Raw genomic sequence first — 20,743 nt, forward strand, 5'->3', positions numbered from 1 at the left:
TGCGGGATACTCCGCTGGCCTGACAGACCCAAGAGACAACAAAAACCGCATGAGCCACGACCCCCTCATCCCATATTATCGCCAGTTGGGCCTTAACCCCGGTGCCAGTGAAAAAGAAATCAAGCTGGCCTATCGACAAATGGCATTTAAATTTCATCCTGACCGCAATTCCGATGCCGATGCGGAAGACCGGTTCAAGGATGTGACCGAAGCCTATGAAATTCTGGCCGGGATTCGCCGCCGCCCGCCAAATGGGCCGCGTACGGGTGCGGGGGGTGCCGCCAAACCCGATGCCACATCACCCCAAGGCGCGAAAACCACCAAAGGCACAACCAGCGACGCACCGGGTGCCGATCGTGCCCGCGCCACCAAACAGGGCTTTGCCGGGGCGGGTCGCAAACAACAGCCCCATGACCGCGAAGATCGCTATGCCGAAGCAAGTTCCGCCTATCAGCGCCACCAGGCCAAAACCGGGCAGCGCGACCCAAAGGTTAATCCCGGTGCCCGCCGCCATCATAAATCATCCAGTCGCAATGGCGACGCCAGCGGCTTTGCCCGCTGCGCCATAACCGATGTTATTTCAGCCCAGCCGCGCCATATTGAATTTACCGTGATTCACGGTTTTCTGAATTCAATGCGCCGCCAAACCGTCAGCGCGGTTTTATCGCCCAAAGGAGCGCGTCGCATGGCGCTGCGCGCCAGCCTGCGCACCTGGCTGGGTGGGTTTTGGGGCTGGCGCAGTTTTTTTCCGGCATGGCGGGCAATTATTTCCAATATGCGCGGCGGTGTGTTCCCGCCCGAAGCCAACGCACAGCTTTTGTTTAATCAGGCCACCGCCTTTGAACGCAACGGCAACAAGCCACTGGCCCGCGCTGTTTTGTTGCAGGCATCCGATTTTATCGGCAACAACCGATCGGCCCTGGCCGAACAGATCAGGGCCAATTTACGCCGCCTTGATACCGGGCAACCAGCACGGCGCGTGCGCGATGAATGGAAACGGGTCGCCATGCTTGACGCCTTGCTGCATTTAGGGCCGATATTCGTGGTGATCTTTTGCCTTCTTCTGGCATTTGGTCCCGCCCACACCTATTTCAGCACCGATTTCCCCGCGCAGGTTCGCACAACCATTGCAACCCTGCGCAACAAAATCGACGACCTGATCTCCCCTAAAACCGATCCTTATTATGTCGATCGGCAATTTTTGAATTTACGATCAGGGGCTGGCATCAAATTTCCGGTCATGCGTCAGTTGTCCCGGTTTGAAACTGTTTTTCTGATTGGCGAAAATCAAAATTTCTGGATCCGCGTCGAAACTGAAATTGGCGAAGACGGATATGTAAACGCCGATGCGCTGGTGCCCGGCGATGGCAGCGCCGCGCGTGATGAATGGTGTAAAAAGAACAAATGCGACTGACCCAAAAGCCAGTCGCATTTAAAAATGACCAGGCTATTGCCCGCCAAAATCAGGCAGCTTTTACCGGAATGGCCTTTAACGCCGCCTGCAAATAATCCCAAAAACGGGCCACAGCAGGGATATGGGCGCATTCATCGGGGCTATGTGCACGTTTAATGGTCGGCCCAAACGAAATCATATCCCAATTAGGATATTTCGACCCTAAAACACCACATTCCAGCCCGGCATGAATAACCTTTACCTCGGCATCCTTGCCAAACAGATCCCGATGCACCGCCTGCATCATCTCAAGCACTTCGCTGTCCATATTGGGTTTCCAACCGGGATAGGCATCGCCCCAGGTCACAGTCGCCCCGATATTTTCAAAAACAGCCGTCGCAACATCGCGCGTCGCATCACGCGCACTGGAAATGGAACTGCGCGCCGAAAGCGTTACCTTCGCCTGCCCGTCCGCCACCGAAACAATGGCCAGATTAATCGATGTTTCAACAATACCGGGAACACTGGTGCTCATGGCTTGCACCCCGTTAGGGCTGCCCAGAATGGCGTTATTAAAGGTTATGCTATCGGCCGGTGTCATTGCACTTTCCGGCAAATCCACATTCGATGCGGCAATGGCAAAATTCGGTTCAATATCGGCATATTCGCCGATCACGGCATCGCGAAATGCGGCCAATGCGCTATCAAATGCATCTGAATTATCAGCAGGCAAGACAATGGTGGCAAATGATTCGCGCGGAATGGCATTGCGTGCGGTTCCTGCCTGGATCGACACAATCCGCGCATCAAGATCGCGCAATAACGGGCGCATAAACCGCGCCATCAATTTATTGGCATTCCCCAGCCCCAGAATAATATCAATGCCTGAATGCCCGCCTTTAAGGCCGGTCAGGGCAATTTTACGGGCAATCAAATCGTTGGCGACAACATCGGCACCATATTGCCAGCGCGCGACCAGATCACCGCCCCCCGCACAGCCAACATAAAGTTCGTATTCATCTTCGGTATCAAGATTCAGCAGGATTTCACCCTGTAAACGACCGGGCTCCAAATTCATCGCACCGGTCAGCCCGCGTTCTTCATCGACCGTGAAAAGCAATTCCAGCGGGCCATGCGCAACCGACTTATCGCACAGAACCCCAAGCATCGCCGCAGCGCCAATCCCGTTATCGGCCCCCAGCGTGGTGTTATCGGCCGTGACCCATTCACCATCAATATAGGCATTGATGGGATCGGTATCAAAATTGTGGGTCGATCCGCTATTGGCCTGGGTCACCATATCGACATGGGACTGCAAAACCGTCATTTTGCGATCTTCATAGCCCGGTGTCGCTGCAACATTCACCACCAGGTTGCTACCGCTATCGCGATAATGGCTGCACCCATGATCATCGGCCAGCTTTTCAATCATCTGCAACACAGCCTCTTCCTTGGTCGAAGGACGCGGAATGTCACACAGTTTCTGAAAATTGGCCCAAATTGCAGTTGGTTCTATTTGGCTGATATTGCCCACGGCGGCGCTCTCCTGTCTGGATCGAAACATGCAGGCCCAAGAACATCGTTGCTTTCAGCAATAGCATCACCGTCGCGAATGGATCATAACGCCCCATAAACCACCCCGCACAGGAAACGGTTTATGTGGGGATGCGCAATGACGTTGCCCTGAAAGCCTGTTCTTCAAAACCCGACAGCCTACTGATTATCGCATATCGGGATGCATTTCCACCGTCTCGTCAGGGATTTCCCGCACAGCCCAGGCCAATCGTGCGCACCAAACCGGAATGCTGCCGATCGTATCACAGCAACCAAAGATACAATCACGCGGGTGTTTCATCGGACCGGGTGTCGTTATCTGGCAGAACCTGTGTCGATGGCAGGGTCGGGTCGGCATAAACAACCCGGTTACGGCCATTTTGCTTGGCCTGATACAGGGCACGGTCCCCGACCAGAAGGGCTGTCGGCAAATCAATTTCACGATCCCCCACATCCCCGCCAATGGTGACACCAATGCTGACGGTAACAGTCACCACGGCGGCATCACCACCTTTAACAGGCAAACGAATGTCGCTGATCAGCTGTGCCAGCCGCCCCGCAATGTCCATGGTCACGCGTGCCGTGGCCGATGGCAGCAAAACAGCAAACTCCTCGCCGCCCAGCCGAACAACCAGGTCATCCTCGCGCAGCGCCCCGCGCAACACGGCGGCAACCTCCTGCAATATCCGATCGCCACAGGCATGGCCAAAATTGTCGTTGATCTGCTTGAAATAATCCAGATCAAGCATGGCAATACCATATAGCCAGGCCTTGTTGCGCAACCGTCTGATATCCTCGAGGCGGCTGACAGCGCCTTCAAAACCGCGTCGGTTCAAGACCTCGGTCAAAGGGTCGGTCGAGGCCAGAACCGCCAGTTGCTTTTCCACTTCCTTATGATCGGTCACATCAAGGGCGGACACCATCATGCCGCCACCTAGCAAACGATTGCTCCGGATATCGGCCATGCGCCCCGACGGCGTCATCACACCATTGCGATCGGCGTGGTCATGACCAGCCAGCACCATTTCCCGATAAATCGCGTGCAGGCCCGATACATCAAATTCCGGTGTGGCGGCAGGATAGACACCCGGGTTTTGCGAAAACAGGCGGGAAAATTCACGATTGAAATGCAGCACATGCAATTCTTCGTCAAACATGGCAACAGCGCTCGGCACCATACGGATCACCTCGGCCACCGCATTTTCCAGACTGTTTTTATGGCGCACCAGCATGTTGGTCATGCGCACTTCTTCGCACACATCATGCGCCGTCGTTAAAACCGCAGGTTTGCCATCATGCCACAAAATGCGCTCGTCGGTCAGATCCCACCAAACTTCACGACCATCATCCAGGCAAATGCATTCGCGGCGGCGCTCTCCGGCGACAACACCCTGCAAAATCTTCTCGCTATAAGCTGATCGTTTTTCGCGCACTGACACATCGATAAACCGGGAAAGATCGGGGTTTTGCATAAAATCGCTGGCATTGCCCGCCCCGAGCAACCGGGCGAAAGCGTCGTTCACATATAAAGCCTGCATCCCGCGATGAACGGTTACCCCGACAAACGACCGACCCATCATATGGTCAACCTGCATCGCGGTTGTCCCATTTTCGATCATCTGTGCTGTGGTCATCAGGGCGCGGCCATCTTCCCACTCAATGGTTTCATCGCTGATTTCAAGCCATACCGGCGTGCCGTCACGGCGAATATTATAGACCTTTTTCCAGCCGTGAAAGCCGGTTGCCATCATGAACTTATCGTAAAGTGCCTGGGATTCGCGGTGAAAGGCGGGGGGAATATAACGAACAAGATCAGGGTTCTGCATAAAATCGGCGGCATCCTTGCACCCTGCCATGCGGGCATAGGCATCATTGACATATATCGCCCGCAGATCGCGATGAATAACAACACCAACAGCAGATTGCCCATAGAGACCTTCAATCTCTTTTTTCTCGAAGCGCGCCAACCTGTTCCCCCGGTCGCAACAATAACAGCCATGTCAAACGCGATCCATGCGATCACGTTTGACAAAGGCTACGCATACCACCAATAAAACCCATAGTTGATGGAGACTGCTTTTCTGCGATATCTATAATATAGCAGTCCTTAATATAGTATTTTTCACGAGGAATTCATGCCAACCAGAGCTTTAATTCGTGAATTGTGCATATTGTATAGCTATCGTACAGATACAGAAAAGGGCGTATATGCCTAAAAAACAATAAATTATGTGACTTTTTTAAAACAAATTCGAACAATAACTATTCTTTTAGCCAGGATTCGCAGGGCCTCCCATTCGAAAGCATCATCTCCCTAACCCAAAGACGACTTATCCTTTTATCGCCACAAAAGAAGACGAAAACCGGCTCTGCCCTGACGATATCCTGACTATAGAATTTCAATCATAGATTGAAAATTGGACATTTAAAGGTGGGATGCCTCAATATCACTAACCGAGATATCAAACGCCGACAGACCTTCCTCGATATATTCGCCCAGCATCGGAATCCCGGTCAAATATTCAGCCGTGTGGTTGGTGTGCCCGTCTTCGGCTTCCTTCAAGGCTTCCTGCCACTGCTCGGCGTCAAAACTGCCCCGGCCAATCCAGACCAAAGCAACCAGATGGCATTGTTCATCCCAGTTCAGGTCATTGATCGCATCCACCAGTTCAGCATGCGTCGCATCACCGCCATAGGCCTCAAGCACCTCGCGAAACTGGTCGTCTGAGCCGTTCGATCCATAATCAGGCTCAACCACATCTTCCTGCGCGTCAAAGGCACGCGCCTTTAACAGGATGAAGGCGATTTTTTCCAAATCAATTGCTGGAAAATCATCTGTTTCAGTATCATCCACAACGTCCGCCATAAAATTCTCCATTCGTTAAAGAAAACGCATGATCGCGTCGCGGCACGTGACCACAAAAGACAAGGCATACCATTGTCCGCGCAGCGCCATGTTTCCACCAATTATTATGGCAATCATCTGTGCCTTGTAACCATCAGGGCACAGAAATGTTCCAAATCCCTGCTGCAAATCACGCATGGGTGCCTTGGTAAAATGACCTGCCATGCTGGCTCGATGGCGCAGGCTGGGATAAGGTTACAATTATAGCGCATATAAATCGGAGAGAAAAATTGGATTATCGTGACGTCGATATCATCACACATCAACGGGGCTGGGACGGTTATTTCAAACTTGATGTCTATGAACTGCGCCACAAACAGTTTAACGGCGCTCAAAGCCCGGTTATCCGGCGCGAAGTGCTCGAACGCGGCCATGCCGTTGCCGTTCTGCCCTACGACCCGGTGCGTGATGAAGTCGTCCTGATCGAACAATTTCGCCCCGCCACGCTTGGCGTTCATAAAAACAGCCCCGACATGCCCGTGTGGCTGGTCGAAATTGTCGCGGGCGTTGTCGAGCCCGGCGAAACCCTGCAAGACGTTGCACATCGCGAAACCATGGAAGAATCCGGTTGTGCGATCATTGGCGATCTCGAAATCATCACCCCGCGCTATTACACATCGCCGGGCTGCACCAGTGAAACGGTGCAGATATTTTATGGACAGGTTGATAGCAAAAAGGCAGGTGGCCTGCATGGCCTGGCCGAAGAAGGCGAAGACATCCGCGTTTTCACCAAATCGTCCGACACGTGTTTTGCCATGCTGCAAGACGGCGTTTTTTGCAACGCGCCCATTATCATGGCCATGCAATGGTTGATGCTAAACCGCGACCGCCTGCGCCAGAACGCAACGCGACATAAATAACAAATTTATTGTGCAAATATTATATTTGACACAAAATTTACGTTATATTTTTAAAACTGTGTTGACTTTTGTGTAGAAAAAGATCAATCAACAGGCATATATTTTGTAAAACGATAGATCTGGAGTCTGTCATGGACATTCGCAATGGCACCATCGAGGCCATTGGCCGGACGCCGCTGATCCGGCTAAAAAAGGTTTCGGAACTGACCGGCTGCACCATTCTGGGCAAGGCCGAATATACCAATCCGGGTGGATCGGTTAAGGACCGCGCGGCCCTTGCCATCATCCGCGACGCCGAAAAACGCGGCCTGTTACAGCCGGGCGGCGTTATTGTTGAAGGCACGGCGGGCAATACCGGCATTGGCCTGGCAACTGTTGGCAATGCCTTAGGCTATCGCACGGTTATCGTGATTCCGGAAACGCAAAGCCAGGAAAAGAAAGACCTGTTGCGTCTTTTGGGTGCCGACCTGCGCGAAGTTCCTGCCGTACCGTACCGCGATGAAAACAACTATGTCCATGTGTCGCGCCGTCTGGCCGAAGACCTGGCAAAAACCGAACCAAACGGGGCCATCTGGGCCAACCAGTTTGACAATGTTGCCAACCGTCAGGGCCATTATGACACCACCGGCCCCGAAATCTGGCAGCAGACCGATGGCAAGGTTGATGGTTTTATCACCGCTGTTGGTACTGGCGGTACGCTTGCAGGCACCGCAATGGCGCTGCGCGAACGCAACAAAAACATCCAGATCGGCCTGGCCGACCCGATGGGGGCCGCCCTGTTTAACCATTACAAACATGGCGAACTGAAATCCGAAGGGGGTTCTATCTCCGAAGGGATTGGTCAGGGCCGCATCACCGCCAATCTGGAAGGGCTTGAAATTGATCATCCTTTCCAGATCACGGACGCTGAAATGCTGCCCATCGTGTTTGACCTTTTAAAAGAAGAAGGCCTGTGCATGGGCGGATCGACCGGCATCAACATTGCCGGTGCGGTAAAGCTGGCCCGCGAACTGGGGCCGGGCCACACCATTGTCACCATCCTGTGTGACCTTGGCACGCGCTATCAAAGCAAACTGTGGAACCCGGTATTCCTTAAGGAAAAGGGCCTACCAAGCCCCGAATGGCTATAGTCAGTCGCCAGCCTTTTTGCCAACAAAATACGCTCCCGAAAACATATCGGGGGCGTTTTTAATTCTGACAGCACGCCTTACTCAAGATCAATTCCTACAATTAAGGTAGGTTAAAATATTTCAATTATAATCTGTTGATTTTATAAAATTCGCGACAGATTGTGCAAATACCTTGTTTCCCTTTGGCGTAAAGTGCCCGCCCCAATCCAAAAACATAGGCCCAGCACCCGAGAAAATATTCTTCATGTCAATCACTTGTGGAATATCTTGGTACTCCTTTTCCAAATCCACGCCTAATTCGATCACCAAGCTCCTGAAAGCAAGATTATTTTCACTTAAATTCTCTACATTAACATTACCAACGTAAGGCGATGGTGGCACGACAATATATGTTTCGCTTCCAATATCACGACCATATTCAATTACGCTTTTAAAATCAGAAAAAACATTTTTTATTAATAAATTATTATAACTCTCATCAAGACAAGGTGATTGGTACTTATCTTGATCGCCAGTCAACATACTATATATTTGGGACGCTTTGTCGATCAATTTCATTACGGCCATTCTATGACCTTCTCTCAAAGAGAGATTGAACCCTGGAGCGCAATAATTATAAAAGTCAATTGGACCTTCTATTATAATAACCTTGTCGTACTTCTCCCCAAGCAGAGAAAGCCTTTGCCAGTTTGCCTTTGTTTCTGCGATCATCTGTCCTGGGACCGAGAAATTACTAATTCGATATTCTGGCAACTCCATTGCAAGCTGATTGGCGAAATTATCAACAGGACCACTAAAATAACCGAAGCTCTGAGAACTTCCCAGGATAAGAATACGTTTCAAATTATTTTCTATATTTTGATCACTATAATATTCAATTTTCCTATCCCCCCTCGCACCAATTTTATAAGAACCATAATCACCAGGTAGCGGAAGCTTACCAACGACACGCATCATCGAGTACTTAATGCCATTAACATCTTCAAACGCCTGTGAAATATTTTCACGATCCACATCAACAGGCAAAGACTTAAATTTTTTTTCCCCCGCAAAATAATTCGTCAGATCTGGCTTCACATAAGAGATGAAATCCAGAAACCCATCGAACGAGAAGAAAAGAAAAGCAAGAAAAACGAGTACCGAAATTATCTTCTTCATTTCATTTCTCAAAAATCAAAGTAATAAAAATTTTGCGGGTGAGAACTCGCGACAAAAGATCCGCCAACTATAAGCCCAAGACAAGAAAAAAAAGTGATAAATGCCGGAACCTTCACAAATGCCCCTCTGATCTTGTCCACTTGGTCAAAATAATGAAAAGAAAGTGCGACTAAAATTAGAATAATGGTAGTCATGCCGCCATCTGAAATATTACCAAAATTAAAATCCATAAAATAAGAGTAAAAATTAAAAGCCTCCTTTAAAGTCGAGGATCTAAAAATTACCAATAGAAAGGTCCATATTGAAAAATTTAAGAAAGTTCCCATGCATCCTAAATACCATTTTCTTTTCAAAATTCGATCGTAATCACAATAAGTCTCCAAGGCGATTATAATTCCTTGAACAGCACCCCACACCACAAATGTCCAATTTGCTCCATGCCATAAACCGGACAGCGTCATAGTTAAAACAAAAGGAAGATATGGTGAGGATTTTCGCATTTTTTTATACATGGGTTTGAATAGATAGTCGCGTATCCAAAAACTAAGTGTCATGTGCCAACGGCGCCAAATTTCACGCATCGACTTCGACAAATAGGGCGAACTAAAATTCTCAGGAAAGTCAATGCCAATCATACCTGCTACTGCAATAGCCATATCAGAATAGGCGCTAAAATCACAATAAATTTGGATGGAAAATCCAATTGCAGCCACCAGCAACTCGGAACTATTATAGGAACCAGAATTAAAAAAAATGGGATCGGCATACCGAGCTATTGGGTCAGCAATAAAAACTTTCTTCACCATTCCGGTGGCGAACAATGGAATATTATATATTATATTTTTACGAGTAACTTTAAATTTATCTAACTGCGGGATTAACTGGCTTGTTCTGAGAATCGGCCCTGCAATCAAATGCGGAAAAAAAGATATATAGGCACTCGTATCTAGCATACTGCTTTCCGGGCGTTGCGATCTTGATAAATCCACCATCATACTGATCAATGTAAACGTAATAAACGATATACCAAGCGGCAGATGAACTTGCAAATTAACAGATGACAGCCCTATCGAATGCAAGAAAAAGTTCGCATATTTAAAATAAAAAAGAGGAAGAACCGAAATTACAATAAAGAACGGTAAAAGTTTAGTATTTTTACTTATGCATCGACACGCAACCCAACTAAAAATCATCAAAATTATTAGCAAAAAAACGTCGGAAACGAGCCAAAAAGAATAAAATAAAACACTCCCCAACAGGACATAAGTCTTGACAAATCTCTTTGGTACAATAGATAGTATAAAACAAAACCCACCAAAAAATAAAATAAAATCTGGTAATTGAAAAAGCATTCCTACACCGCATAAAAAAAAAGTAAAGTTGCTAACCAACTACCACCAGGTTAGATTCATTTTTCCAGATAGACATTTCCGATAACAAGGCAGTCGATACGTGTATTCATAAAGCATCTATATGCATCTGCCGGCGTCAAGACCATAGGTTCACCGCGAACATTTAAACTTGTATTGACCAAAACAGGGCAATTTGTTAGAGATTTAAACTTACGAATTAATTTATAAAAATCTGGGTTAAATTCTTCAGAAACGGTCTGAACCCGTGCCGTACCATCAACATGTACAACGCTAGGAACGACATCTCTGACTTCTGGTCTAGTTTTACATATAAAATTCATCAACGGAGACGGGGACGGTAAATCAAACCAGTTCGATGCATCCTCCTCCAAAACTGCTGGGGCAAACGGACGGAAAGATTCTCTGAATTTAATCTTAAGATTCAGCGTCTTCTTTAAATCTTTTACCCGAGGGTCGGCAAGAATCGAGCGATGACCAAGAGCTCTGGGACTAAACTCAGCACGTCCTTGCATCCATGCAAGTACTTTTCCATCAGCGAGGGCCTGTGCCGCCCGCTGCACCACTTGGTCAGGTGATAGCACCTGGTAACCGGCTTTACAGCTATCCAGATCCGCCAGAATCTGATCGAGTGTGAACTCTGGTCCGAGGAAAGGCATATAATTCTTCAAAACGGCTCTCGGGCGGCCCAAACCAATGTGGTAATAAGCAAGCGCAGCCCCGAGTGCACTTCCTGCATCACCGGCAGATGGTTGCACCCAGACTTTATCAAAAATCTTGCTCTCTAATACCTTCCCGGTAGAAGCACAGTTCAAGGCGACTCCTCCACCAAGACAAAGAGACGATTGTTTCGTCAGTTTTTTTACATATGAAACAAGCATAAGAAATAGTTCGTCAGAGACCTGCTGAACCGATGCCGCAATGTCCATATGGATTTGCTCAATATTACTTTCTGGTTCTCTGGCTGATATACAAAATATTTTCTCGAATTCTGAACCAAACATTCGCATTTCGGTGGCAAATCTAAAATTTTTCATCCGGAGACGAAAGCTACCGTCACTACGAATATCGACCAAGGTTTCCTTTATTTTTTCCGAATAAATAGGCGAACCGTATGGGGCCAGTCCCATAACTTTATATTCTCCGGAATTCACCTTGAAACCCAAAAATGCCGTTACTGCCGAATAAAGCAGGCCAAATGAGTGTGGGAAATTCAGTTCTGCCAAACGTACAATCTTACCTTTACGCCCAATGGAAACTGTCGTTGTCACACGTTCGCCAACGCCATCAATCGTTAAAATTGCAGCATCTTCAAATGGAGACGGATAAAACGCCGCCGCACAATGGGAAAGATGATGTTCTGAAAAAAATAACTTCTTGTTCCAACCTGATTCAGGAAAATTATCCTGAAAATGGTTTTGTATTGTCTTTCTTTGAAATATCTTTTCTTTTAACCATGTTGGAACCTGCTTTTTAAAGAGACCGAACCCCCTAGGCGCAAAATGAATACAAGTCGCAAGTATTCTTTCAAATTTTACGAATGGCTTTTCATAAAAAACAACATGGTCAATATCGGACAAGCCAAGATGACTATCAGATAATATCCATTTAATCGCCTCGATCGGGAAAGAACAATCATTCTTAACTCTGGAAAATCGCTCCTCCTGAACCGCAGAAACGATTTGACCATTCTTGATCAGAGCTGCAGCACTATCGTGATAAAACGCGGAAACACCAAGAATATAGATGTCTTTATTTTCCATAGTAAACCATCAAAACTGCTTCGTAAAATCAATATCGTTCGAGTCTTTTATATTTTCTGTCTCCCAATAAGTTATGGGAGAATCCGACGGATGCGACGTCATGTCATCCAGTCGTAAAGCACGTAAAACCCAACTCATAGGCGTAATCACAAAAACAAAAACGACAAAAAACGCGACCACGCCAATTTTTTTGTGTAATTTTTGAATATAATAGAAAAAATTCGACAATTTCGACGGATAAAAAATCCCTAACATTATAATTATTACTGCGGCAACAGTAAAGATCGGCCAAGAGAACCCATTATTGAAATATGAGATACTCGACAGAACCGAAAAGCCGCAACACATGGCAATGCTTTTTTTCCTGAGGAAAGATAGATCGTCATTTTCTTCCTTCTTATCAACCATTAAATTTCCCATCAAATAAATTTCTATTTATTAGATTCATAAAATAATTTTATATCACCCACCGTCGCATCTGCCATTATCTTCAATGCTTTTCCATTCGGATGAACATCTCGATCAGAAACCCAATAGCTGGAGGATGGAGGCCCCTTCAGCAAAGAAAGAGTACTTACATATTCAAATCCGTATTTGTCAGATAAACTCCTGATCTCTTGCTGCATGAAATTAAATTTATAATCATTGAAATCATGCGGCTCAGGAACATCTAGTATTATAATATTAGATTTATCTTTATTTTTTATTTTCAGAAGTTTGTCGAACGCGCTTTTTATAATTTTTTTACCTTCAGGGCTAGACCATTGTTTTTTATAACCATCAACCAGTGCCTGAGGACCATACTCGCCACTGGATAATTGTTCAAATATGGTTAAGCCTATTGCGGCCAACGCACTATGCTCGACCAACCATCCGGCTGATTTGGTGGAAACCGAAGTTGTTGCGCGCGGAGCAACCACAATGACCAACGTGTCCGCAGTAATTTTATTTCTCAAGTCTATCCATTGCGATACAGCCTGATCAATATTACGGTTCCCAACTCCCACGTTTATGACATCAATAGAATCAGGTAATAACTTCTCAAGATTGCCGCGAAGGGTATCATCTTCCGGAACCCCCCAGCCAAATGCGATGGAATCGCCGATTATAGCAACACGATGAGGCGCGTTTTTTACTGGCTCCGGCCCTCTCAATCCCAGACTATTAATTCTAACCGCAACATTTTCCAACATTGCAGTTCTGTTAGGGATATGATCATGCCCGACAGCAGGGTCCACACTTTGTTTCTTCAATAACTTTGCATAACGCCACATTTCAATTATATAATTTTTCTGGTTTGCCGTCGCAATCCGTATAATACCTTCACCAATTGCAAAAGCGACAACCACACCAGCGAAAGCCATAATTGAACTACGAACGAAATTCCGAAAATTCATGCTTCATACTCACAATCATCCAATAACAAAAAAAACAAGCCTCAACGAACAACATTGAGGCTTGTTTAATTCGACGTTCATAAAAATCTAAAATATCGCATACACGAATGGAGCCCATGCGGATCCGCTAGCGAAAAGAAAGAGAAAGGCGCATAAGAACAAAATCAAAAAGAACGGTATAAGAAAAATTCGCCGACCTTTCGAGAAAAAAAATCCGCACAATTCTGATATAAAATCACCCATACCGTCCCCGACCGAAACCACAAAACTTAACTAATTAATTTTATTTTGCCTACGACAACCAAGTAAATTTTAAGTAGACCAGAGTTAATTATAAAACACAGATCCACAAAAAACTTTGAGTGTTGCAAATCATTTATGTTGCCCAAAACACCCCAATTTTACATTGATACCATCACGTCTCAATGCTGTCAAGCATGCGCGAATAACCTCGACTAGCCATTTTCGCCACTAAAGTATACGTAAGAATAATCATTCACCGCTATCTTCGCCGCGAATTTTCATTTTTAACGACATAGACAACAATACGGCATCCTTTCAAAGTTTAAGGTTAATATATGGAAAATAAAATCGGCAGTTCCTTACCGGACTGGATGTAATCCCGACCGACTTTTTTTTCATCAGAAAATGATGATCTCCAAGCAGAACGACCTCCATAAAAGATGGGCATTTTGCAGGTTTGGTTAATTTAAGGACTGAGTTCTATCTTGTACAAGACTTAGCTCTATGATTTTCAGTTTAATGTAGTAATGAATATTCTCGTCGAGACGATTTCGATGCTGTCGATGCGGGTAAAGTGATTGGGATGAAATCATTCGTATTTAAGAACAGAAAAGAAGCTCTCCATGACAGCGTTATCAAGGAATTTACCTTTGCGGGTCATGCTCTACTCAATCTTGCGGCGCCGGGAGTGAGTACAAAAAGATATTCTTGCTATCAAATACTTCCAAGACAGCTCAGAGATAGGGTTTTTCTCTGGCCTCAGCACACGCTGTCACATTGATCAGTCATTTCTGGCTATCTGAATTTCGTCATCAGCCTCGCGATCCATTAGCGGCAAGGATCCTAGCCAGTGACGCCCTGTTGAACTATCGATACCAAAATGCTTGCTCACTTCCCGGCAAGCGGGCTCGCTGCTACCGTAGAATTCAACGGCTCTATGTTTGAAAATCGTTGTGTATTTGGACATCCCCAAAGGTTAATGCCCAACTTCCGGGGGATCGGTTCACGCTATGCTATGTCCGAGGCATCTCCATAGTCTACTTTATACAGGTCGGGTTTCAACCCTGCGCGCATAACGCCATAAATGCCCGGAAACCAACAAGGCGATGACCAGCAACGCCCCGGCAAAACCGGCCACCGCCGACCAGCCGCCATGCGTCCAGAACCAGCCGCCAATAGACCCCATCACGCTGGAACCCAGATAATAAGACAGCAAATACAACGACGATGCATGGCCCTTGGACTGTTTTGCCATCCGCCCGACCCAGCCACTGGCGACCGAATGGGCCATGAAAAAGCCGCTGGTTAAAACAATAATGCCGCCAATCACGCCATAAATTGCCCCCATCAACGTCAGGGCGACACCGGCCAGGGCCACCAGAATGCCCACCGCCATCACCGGGCCACGGCCATGTTTGTCGGCCAGGCCACCGGCGATAGAAGATGCGGCAATGCCGAACAGATAGACCATAAAAATCAGGCTGATTTCGCCCTGCCCCAGATTATAAGGGTCCGCCACCAGGCGGAACCCGGCATAGTTATATACCGTCACAAAACAGCCCATCGACAGCGCGCCAGTCACGAACAAAAACGGCAAGGCCGGATGGCGCAAATGTTTCGCCCAGGCATCGATATGATAGGCCAGTTGAAAGCCGGGTTTGGTGGTAAAATTGCGCGAGGGCGGCAACAGAATGAAAAAGCCAATCGCGGCCAGCAAATCCAGCCCGCCCAGAACACCCAATGCCACTTCCCACGACGAAAATTCGGTTAGCAATCCGACACCGACCCGCCCGGCCATGCCGCCAAATGCCGTGCCACCGACATACAACCCCATCGCCAGCCCCAGCCCGCGCGGATGGATTTCTTCGGCCAGATAGGCCATTGCCACCGCAGGCACCCCACCCAGAACAAAACCTTCAAGCGCACGCGCCATCAGCAGCACATGCCAGTTAGGAATAAACGCATCGGCAATATTTAACACCGACGCCGCACACATCGACACAAACATCAACCGCCGCCGCCCAAATGCCTCGGACGCGGCACCGGCCAGCAAAATTGAAAAGGCCAGAAACCCGGTGGTCAACGACAAGGCCAGCGAGCTTTGCGTCGGACTGACGGCAAAATCATCGGCAAAGGCAGGCAATAAAGGCTGCACACAATAAATCAGCGAAAATGTCGCAAACCCGGCCAAAAACAGCGCCATCGCCACCCGGCGATAGGCCGGTGTGCCAGGTTCAACCCAGTTTTGGTCGTCACGGGCTGTCGCGGCGGCGGGTGTCGGCATTGCTGCTACTGTCGGTTCGGTATCGCTGCGCGGTGGCAGGTCCGGGCCTGCCTTTTCGTCGGTCATTTTCAATCCTTGGCGGGTGGTAGGGCGATGTTTTTATTTTGTCCAAATTGTTGCACCAACCATGCCATCCGTCCAATATATGTTACTGCCGTTTTTAATATGTTTTAGAGATACCAAAACATGGAACTTCGTCATATCCGTTATTTTCTGGCTGTTGCCGCAGAAGGCAATTTCACCCGTGCCGCCCAGCGCATTGGCATTGGTCAACCACCGCTTAGCCAGCAAATAAAGGATCTGGAAACCGAAATTGGCGCAAAACTGTTTCACCGTGTTCCCCATGGTGCCGAACTGACCGATGCCGGTCATGCTTTTAAGGCCATCGTGTGCCAGTTTCCCGACCTTGCCCAACAAGCGATTCATGCCGCACAACGTGCCGCGCGCGGCGAAGTTGGCACCATTCATGTTGGCTTTACCGGCTCTGCCGCCTTTAGCCCGGTGGTGCCGGCCGCCATTCGCGCCTTTCGCCGTACCTGGCCGACCGTCAAGCTCACCTTAACCGAAACCAACTCCACCCGGCTGTTAACAGACCTGATTGACGGGCAGCTTGATGCCGCCTTCCTGCGCCAAAACACCGTCGATCATGCCAACATCAAACTGCACGATCTGGGCAATGAACCCATGCTGGCGGTATTACCTGTCGGCCATCCTGCCGCTGTTCATGAAACCATCTCGCTTGCCATGCTGGCACATGACCCGTTTGTTTTAACCCCGCGCGAAGTGGGCCCCACCCATTTTGACACCGTGGTCAATGCCTGTCGCAATGCCGGTTTTGAACCGGAACTGGGGCAATCGGCCCCGCAAATCGGGTCGGTAATTAATCTGGTGGCCGCTGAAATGGGGGTGTCGCTTGTGCCTGCGGCCATGGGACAATTGCAGGTTCGCGGGGTTGCTTATCGCCCGATTGATGGCATTCCCGCCATCGCCTTTTTGTCATTGGCCTATCGCCGCGACACCACATCAACCGTCATTCGCAACTTTATCGACAGCACGATCAACGATCAAAAATAGTCATATTATCAAAACATTAGGGTGAATTTCCAAACAAAACTCACCCTGCGCCGTCATCGAACAGCCGCGATATCACCTGCCCCACCAGTTGTTCGGCAGTATTTTGCGCGCTGTCCAAAACCAGTTGGCCGCTGTGCCAGGGCTGATAATCGCGGTTTTGCACGGCCTGCCAGTCTGGCAGTTTTAAATTTGGCACGCTTGTTTGCCGGGTTTCGATGCGCTTGCGGTGCTCCCCCGCATCCGAACAGATCAGTTCAATTTCAACAAATTTAACACCGGTCTTCCGTGCCACATCGCGCCACGCGGCACGGGTAATTTCAAGCGGGTTTACACTATCGGCAATCACGTAATGGCCCAGTGCCAGATTATCCGCCGCCAGTTGATAGGCCACCATATAACCCTGCGGCCCCATTTCAAGCGGCCCATTGCCATATAGATCATGGGCATCGCGCAGGGCCTGTTCGATGCTGTCAATCCTTAACCACACAGCAGACAAACGTTCTGCCAGCATCTTTGCCAATGTGCTTTTGCCACATCCCGGCAGGCCGCCCAAAATAATCAACATGACCAAAACCACCCCTTCATGCGCGCCAATCCCCTGATTTGCCCGTGAAATAATGCCCCCGCAACAGGTCGCGCTGGCGTTATGGCATTTTTGCCCTAAATTAGGTCGTAACAGACCCATTTGGCGCGGCAGAAAATGCCCGACGCCCAACAGGATATAATGTTATGACGCGTTTCTCCATTCTTGATCTTTGCCCGGTAAATGACGGTGAACATCCGTCCGATGCCTTGCGCAAAACCCTTGAACTGGCCCAACTGGGCGAAAAGCTGGGCTATTATCGCTATTGGCTGGCCGAACACCACAACATGCCCGGCATTGCCAGTGCCGCAACATCGGTGGTAATCGGCCATGTTGCCGGTGGCACCAAAACCATTCGGGTCGGATCGGGCGGCGTGATGCTGCCCAACCACGCGCCGTTGGTCATTGCCGAACAGTTTGGCACCCTTGATGCCCTGTATCCGGGCCGGATTGACCTTGGCATTGGCCGCGCGCCTGGCACCGACCAGCGTACCGCCGCCGCCCTGCGCCGCGATATGCATGGCAGCGAAGAACGCTTTATTCAGGATGTGTTGCAGGTGCAGCAATTCCTGGCGCCGCTAGATGGCAACCCGCCTATTCGGGCTGTGCCGGGTTATGGGTCCCAAGTCCCGATATGGCTTTTGGGGTCCAGCCTGTTTTCAGCCGAACTTGCCGCCCGCCTTGGCTTGCCCTTTGCCTTTGCCTCGCATTTTGCACCTGATTATCTCATGCAGGCGTTGGACCTTTACCGGTCGCGGTTTGAACCCTCCGAGCAGCTGGAAAAACCTTATGCCGCTGCCGCCATGGGCTTTTTTGCCGCCGATAGCGACGCGGAAGGCCAGTTTCTGGCAACATCAATGCAACAGCAATTCCTGAACTTGCGCCGTGGCAACCCCGGAAAATTGCCCGCCCCGGTCAAGGATATGGATGCGATGTGGAATTCGATCGAAAGGGCCGGTGTTAACCACGCCATGCGCTATGCCGCCGTTGGGTCGCGCGACACAGTACGCACCAAGGTTCGCGAATTTTTATATGAAACACAGGTCGATGAACTGATCTTGACGGCCAATATTTTCGATCATGATGCCCGCCTTAAATCCTTTGCCATCGGGGCCGAAATTCGCGACGAACTGGCGGCCAAGGAAAGTCGGCAGGAATGCGCCTAAGCCCTACCACGACCACATAAAACAGCCCTAAATCGACCAATGCCCACCAAACGACTTTCTCTGTTTGGTGGGCATTTTGTCGTCCTGTTTATAAGGCATGATGCGTTCCCGGTTGCATAATTACCCCTTGATGAACCAATTTGCTGTAAGCCGAACCATTTCCATAATACGAAAAGCGCCTTGCGCACCCTTGCACATATCACAGGCATCGGACATGATACACGGGCGGTTAAAACGGTTTTGTGTTTAACCACAACATGTTGTTCCCAAAGGTTAACGCATTCCCGATGATCAAGTTTATTCTGGCCGCCCTGCCCATTGCCACCATTTTGTTTTTAATGATCAAGGCAAACTGGGGCGCTGCGCGCGCCGGTGCCGCGGCATGGTTCATCACTGCGGCTATCGCCTTTTTTGCCTTTGGCACCCCGGTCGATATGCTGATTGTCGCCCAGGCCAAGGGCGTGATGCTGGCCCTGTATATTCTATATATCGTGTGGGCCGCGCTGATCCTGTATTTCGCGGCAGAGGAAGCCGGGGCGATTAAAACCATCGGCGCGGCCATTCGCAAACTGACCGATGACCGGCCCTTGCAATTGCTGATTTTGGGGTATGTTTTTGCCACCTTTTTACAAGGTGTCGCCGGGTTTGGCGTGCCAATTGCTGTCATCGCCCCGTTGTTGCTGGGCATGGGGTTTTCGCCGGTTATTGCGGTTGCCGCCCCCATGATCGGGCATAGCTGGTCGGTTTTGTTTGGCAATATGGCCACGTCGTTTGAAGCCCTGATTGGCGTTACCGGCATCCCCGGCAGCGAGCTGACCCATTATTCGGCCATTTTGCTGGGTCTGTCGGGCTTTACCTGCGGGGCGGCCGTTTTGTGGCTGGATGGCGGGTTTTTGACCATTCGCCGCCGCATTGTGCCACTGGTGATCATTGCCGGGGTAATGGGTGTTGCCCAATATATGATGGCAAATTACGGCGTCTGGACTTTGGGCGGGCTGACCGCCGGGATTTTCGGGCTGATCGCATCGATCATTGTCACCCGGTTCTGGAAACCCCACCCCGACGACATTGCCGAACCGGGATCGGATGATGCCCAAAAAATGCCCCTGATCGAAGGCTTAACCCCCTATCTGGTCTTTATGATCATTGTGGGCCTGGCAACCTTTGTCGCCCCGGTGGGCCGGTTTTTATCGGGCATTGAACTAACCTTGTCTTTCCCGGCAATGCAAACATTGCAGGGCTGGGATATTGCCGCTGAAAAAGCCAAGGCCATTGCGGTTTTTGGTCATCCCGGTGCCCTTTTGCTTTATACCGCCGCCATCAGCTTTACCTTTTTCAAACTGCGCGGGCGCTATGCACCGGGTATTGGCAAACGCATTGCCCAACGCACCCTGAAAAGCGCCCTTCCCACCAGCATTGGCATGGTGCCCGTCATTGGTCTTGCCCTGATGATGGACCATGCCGGTATGACCTATGCGCTGGCCGAAGGGGGATCAAAACTGTTTTCGGGCACCTTTGCCATTGCCTATCCCGTGGTGGCCCCGGCCATTGGCGCGCTGGGCGCTTTCATGACCGGCAGCACCAACAATTCCAATGTGGTTTTTGGCATGTTCCAGCGCCACACAGCCGAACTTTCGGGGCTTTCCACCGCCCTTGTTCTGGCCGCACAGGCAACCGGCGCATCGCTTGGCAGTATGTTGGCCCCCTCTAAAATCATGGTCGGGTGCTCCACCGTCGGGCTGTCGGGCAAGGAAGGGCCGGTTTTATCGGTTGTTTTAAAAACCGGCGTGATCCTGACCCTGCTCTGCGGTGTTTGGGCGCTGGGCATTTTACTGGTCACAATGGCGCTGGGGGGCCACTGAT

The 20,743-nt window shown here is 49.3% G+C and carries 15 protein-coding genes; 6 read left to right on the forward strand and 9 right to left on the reverse strand.

What is annotated here, in order from left to right; genetic code table 11:
* Positions 1-49 precede the first annotated feature (49 nt).
* Positions 50-1,414: a DnaJ domain-containing protein gene (locus AAC086_RS01745; RefSeq protein WP_339774515.1), complete on the forward strand. Its 1,365-nt coding sequence runs from the start codon at positions 50-52 to the stop codon at positions 1,412-1,414.
* Positions 1,415-1,463: 49 nt separating this feature from the next.
* Here AAC086_RS01745 and AAC086_RS01750 read toward each other — a convergent pair whose 3' ends face one another.
* From AAC086_RS01750 to AAC086_RS01760, 3 genes are all read right to left on the reverse strand, one after another.
* Positions 1,464-2,927, reverse strand: coding sequence for an aminoacyl-histidine dipeptidase (locus AAC086_RS01750; RefSeq protein WP_339774517.1), 1,464 nt, complete (start codon positions 2,925-2,927; stop codon positions 1,464-1,466).
* A gap of 304 nt (positions 2,928-3,231) precedes the next feature.
* The gene (locus AAC086_RS01755; protein ID WP_339774519.1) at positions 3,232-4,914 is read right to left on the reverse strand and encodes a diguanylate cyclase; all 1,683 of its coding nucleotides are present in this window, start codon (positions 4,912-4,914) and stop codon (positions 3,232-3,234) included.
* A 458-nt stretch (positions 4,915-5,372) separates the two neighbouring features.
* Entirely contained in the window at positions 5,373-5,813 is a 441-nt protein-coding gene (locus tag AAC086_RS01760; protein ID WP_339774521.1) for a DUF3775 domain-containing protein, read from the reverse strand.
* 269 nt (positions 5,814-6,082) lie between these two features.
* On the opposite strand from AAC086_RS01760, the gene AAC086_RS01765 reads away from it, so the two are divergent.
* Both AAC086_RS01765 and AAC086_RS01770 read left to right on the forward strand, forming a co-directional pair.
* Positions 6,083-6,712: an NUDIX domain-containing protein gene (locus AAC086_RS01765; protein WP_339774523.1), complete on the forward strand. Its 630-nt coding sequence runs from the start codon at positions 6,083-6,085 to the stop codon at positions 6,710-6,712.
* A 131-nt stretch (positions 6,713-6,843) separates the two neighbouring features.
* A complete protein-coding gene (locus AAC086_RS01770) occupies positions 6,844-7,842 on the forward strand; it encodes a cysteine synthase A (protein WP_339774526.1) in 999 nt (332 codons plus the stop codon).
* Positions 7,843-7,962: 120 nt separating this feature from the next.
* Here the strand turns inward: AAC086_RS01770 and AAC086_RS01775 are convergent, their stop codons facing one another.
* From AAC086_RS01775 to AAC086_RS01795, 5 genes are all read right to left on the reverse strand, one after another.
* On the reverse strand, positions 7,963-9,000 hold the full coding sequence (locus tag AAC086_RS01775) for a hypothetical protein (RefSeq protein WP_339774528.1): 1,038 nt from the start codon (positions 8,998-9,000) through the stop codon (positions 7,963-7,965).
* Positions 9,001-9,008: 8 nt separating this feature from the next.
* Positions 9,009-10,352, reverse strand: a complete 1,344-nt coding sequence (locus tag AAC086_RS01780) for an MBOAT family O-acyltransferase (protein ID WP_339774530.1) — start codon at positions 10,350-10,352, stop codon at positions 9,009-9,011.
* Between the two features lie 56 nt (positions 10,353-10,408).
* Positions 10,409-12,133 carry a carbamoyltransferase gene (locus tag AAC086_RS01785; protein WP_339774531.1) on the reverse strand — a complete coding sequence of 575 codons (1,725 nt, stop codon included), beginning with the start codon at positions 12,131-12,133 and terminating at the stop codon, positions 10,409-10,411.
* Positions 12,134-12,564: 431 nt separating this feature from the next.
* Positions 12,565-13,530 carry a hypothetical protein gene (locus tag AAC086_RS01790; protein WP_339774534.1) on the reverse strand — a complete coding sequence of 322 codons (966 nt, stop codon included), beginning with the start codon at positions 13,528-13,530 and terminating at the stop codon, positions 12,565-12,567.
* A gap of 1,285 nt (positions 13,531-14,815) precedes the next feature.
* Positions 14,816-16,123, reverse strand: coding sequence for an MFS transporter (locus AAC086_RS01795; RefSeq protein ID WP_339774537.1), 1,308 nt, complete (start codon positions 16,121-16,123; stop codon positions 14,816-14,818).
* A 120-nt stretch (positions 16,124-16,243) separates the two neighbouring features.
* Here AAC086_RS01795 and AAC086_RS01800 point away from each other — a divergent pair, with 120 nt between their 5' ends.
* Complete coding sequence (locus tag AAC086_RS01800; protein ID WP_339774539.1) at positions 16,244-17,131, forward strand: LysR family transcriptional regulator; 888 nt, start codon at positions 16,244-16,246, stop codon at positions 17,129-17,131.
* 40 nt (positions 17,132-17,171) lie between these two features.
* Here the strand turns inward: AAC086_RS01800 and AAC086_RS01805 are convergent, their stop codons facing one another.
* On the reverse strand, positions 17,172-17,696 hold the full coding sequence (locus AAC086_RS01805) for an AAA family ATPase (protein ID WP_339774542.1): 525 nt from the start codon (positions 17,694-17,696) through the stop codon (positions 17,172-17,174).
* Between the two features lie 164 nt (positions 17,697-17,860).
* Here AAC086_RS01805 and AAC086_RS01810 point away from each other — a divergent pair, with 164 nt between their 5' ends.
* Both AAC086_RS01810 and AAC086_RS01815 read left to right on the forward strand, forming a co-directional pair.
* A complete protein-coding gene (locus tag AAC086_RS01810) occupies positions 17,861-18,880 on the forward strand; it encodes an LLM class flavin-dependent oxidoreductase (RefSeq protein WP_339774544.1) in 1,020 nt (339 codons plus the stop codon).
* A gap of 287 nt (positions 18,881-19,167) precedes the next feature.
* A complete protein-coding gene (locus AAC086_RS01815; protein ID WP_339774546.1) occupies positions 19,168-20,742 on the forward strand; it encodes an L-lactate permease in 1,575 nt (524 codons plus the stop codon).
* Position 20,743: the final 1 nt, after the last annotated feature.

It is taken from the genome of uncultured Thalassospira sp., from assembly GCF_963976115.1.
GTDB lineage: Bacteria > Pseudomonadota > Alphaproteobacteria > Rhodospirillales > Thalassospiraceae > Thalassospira.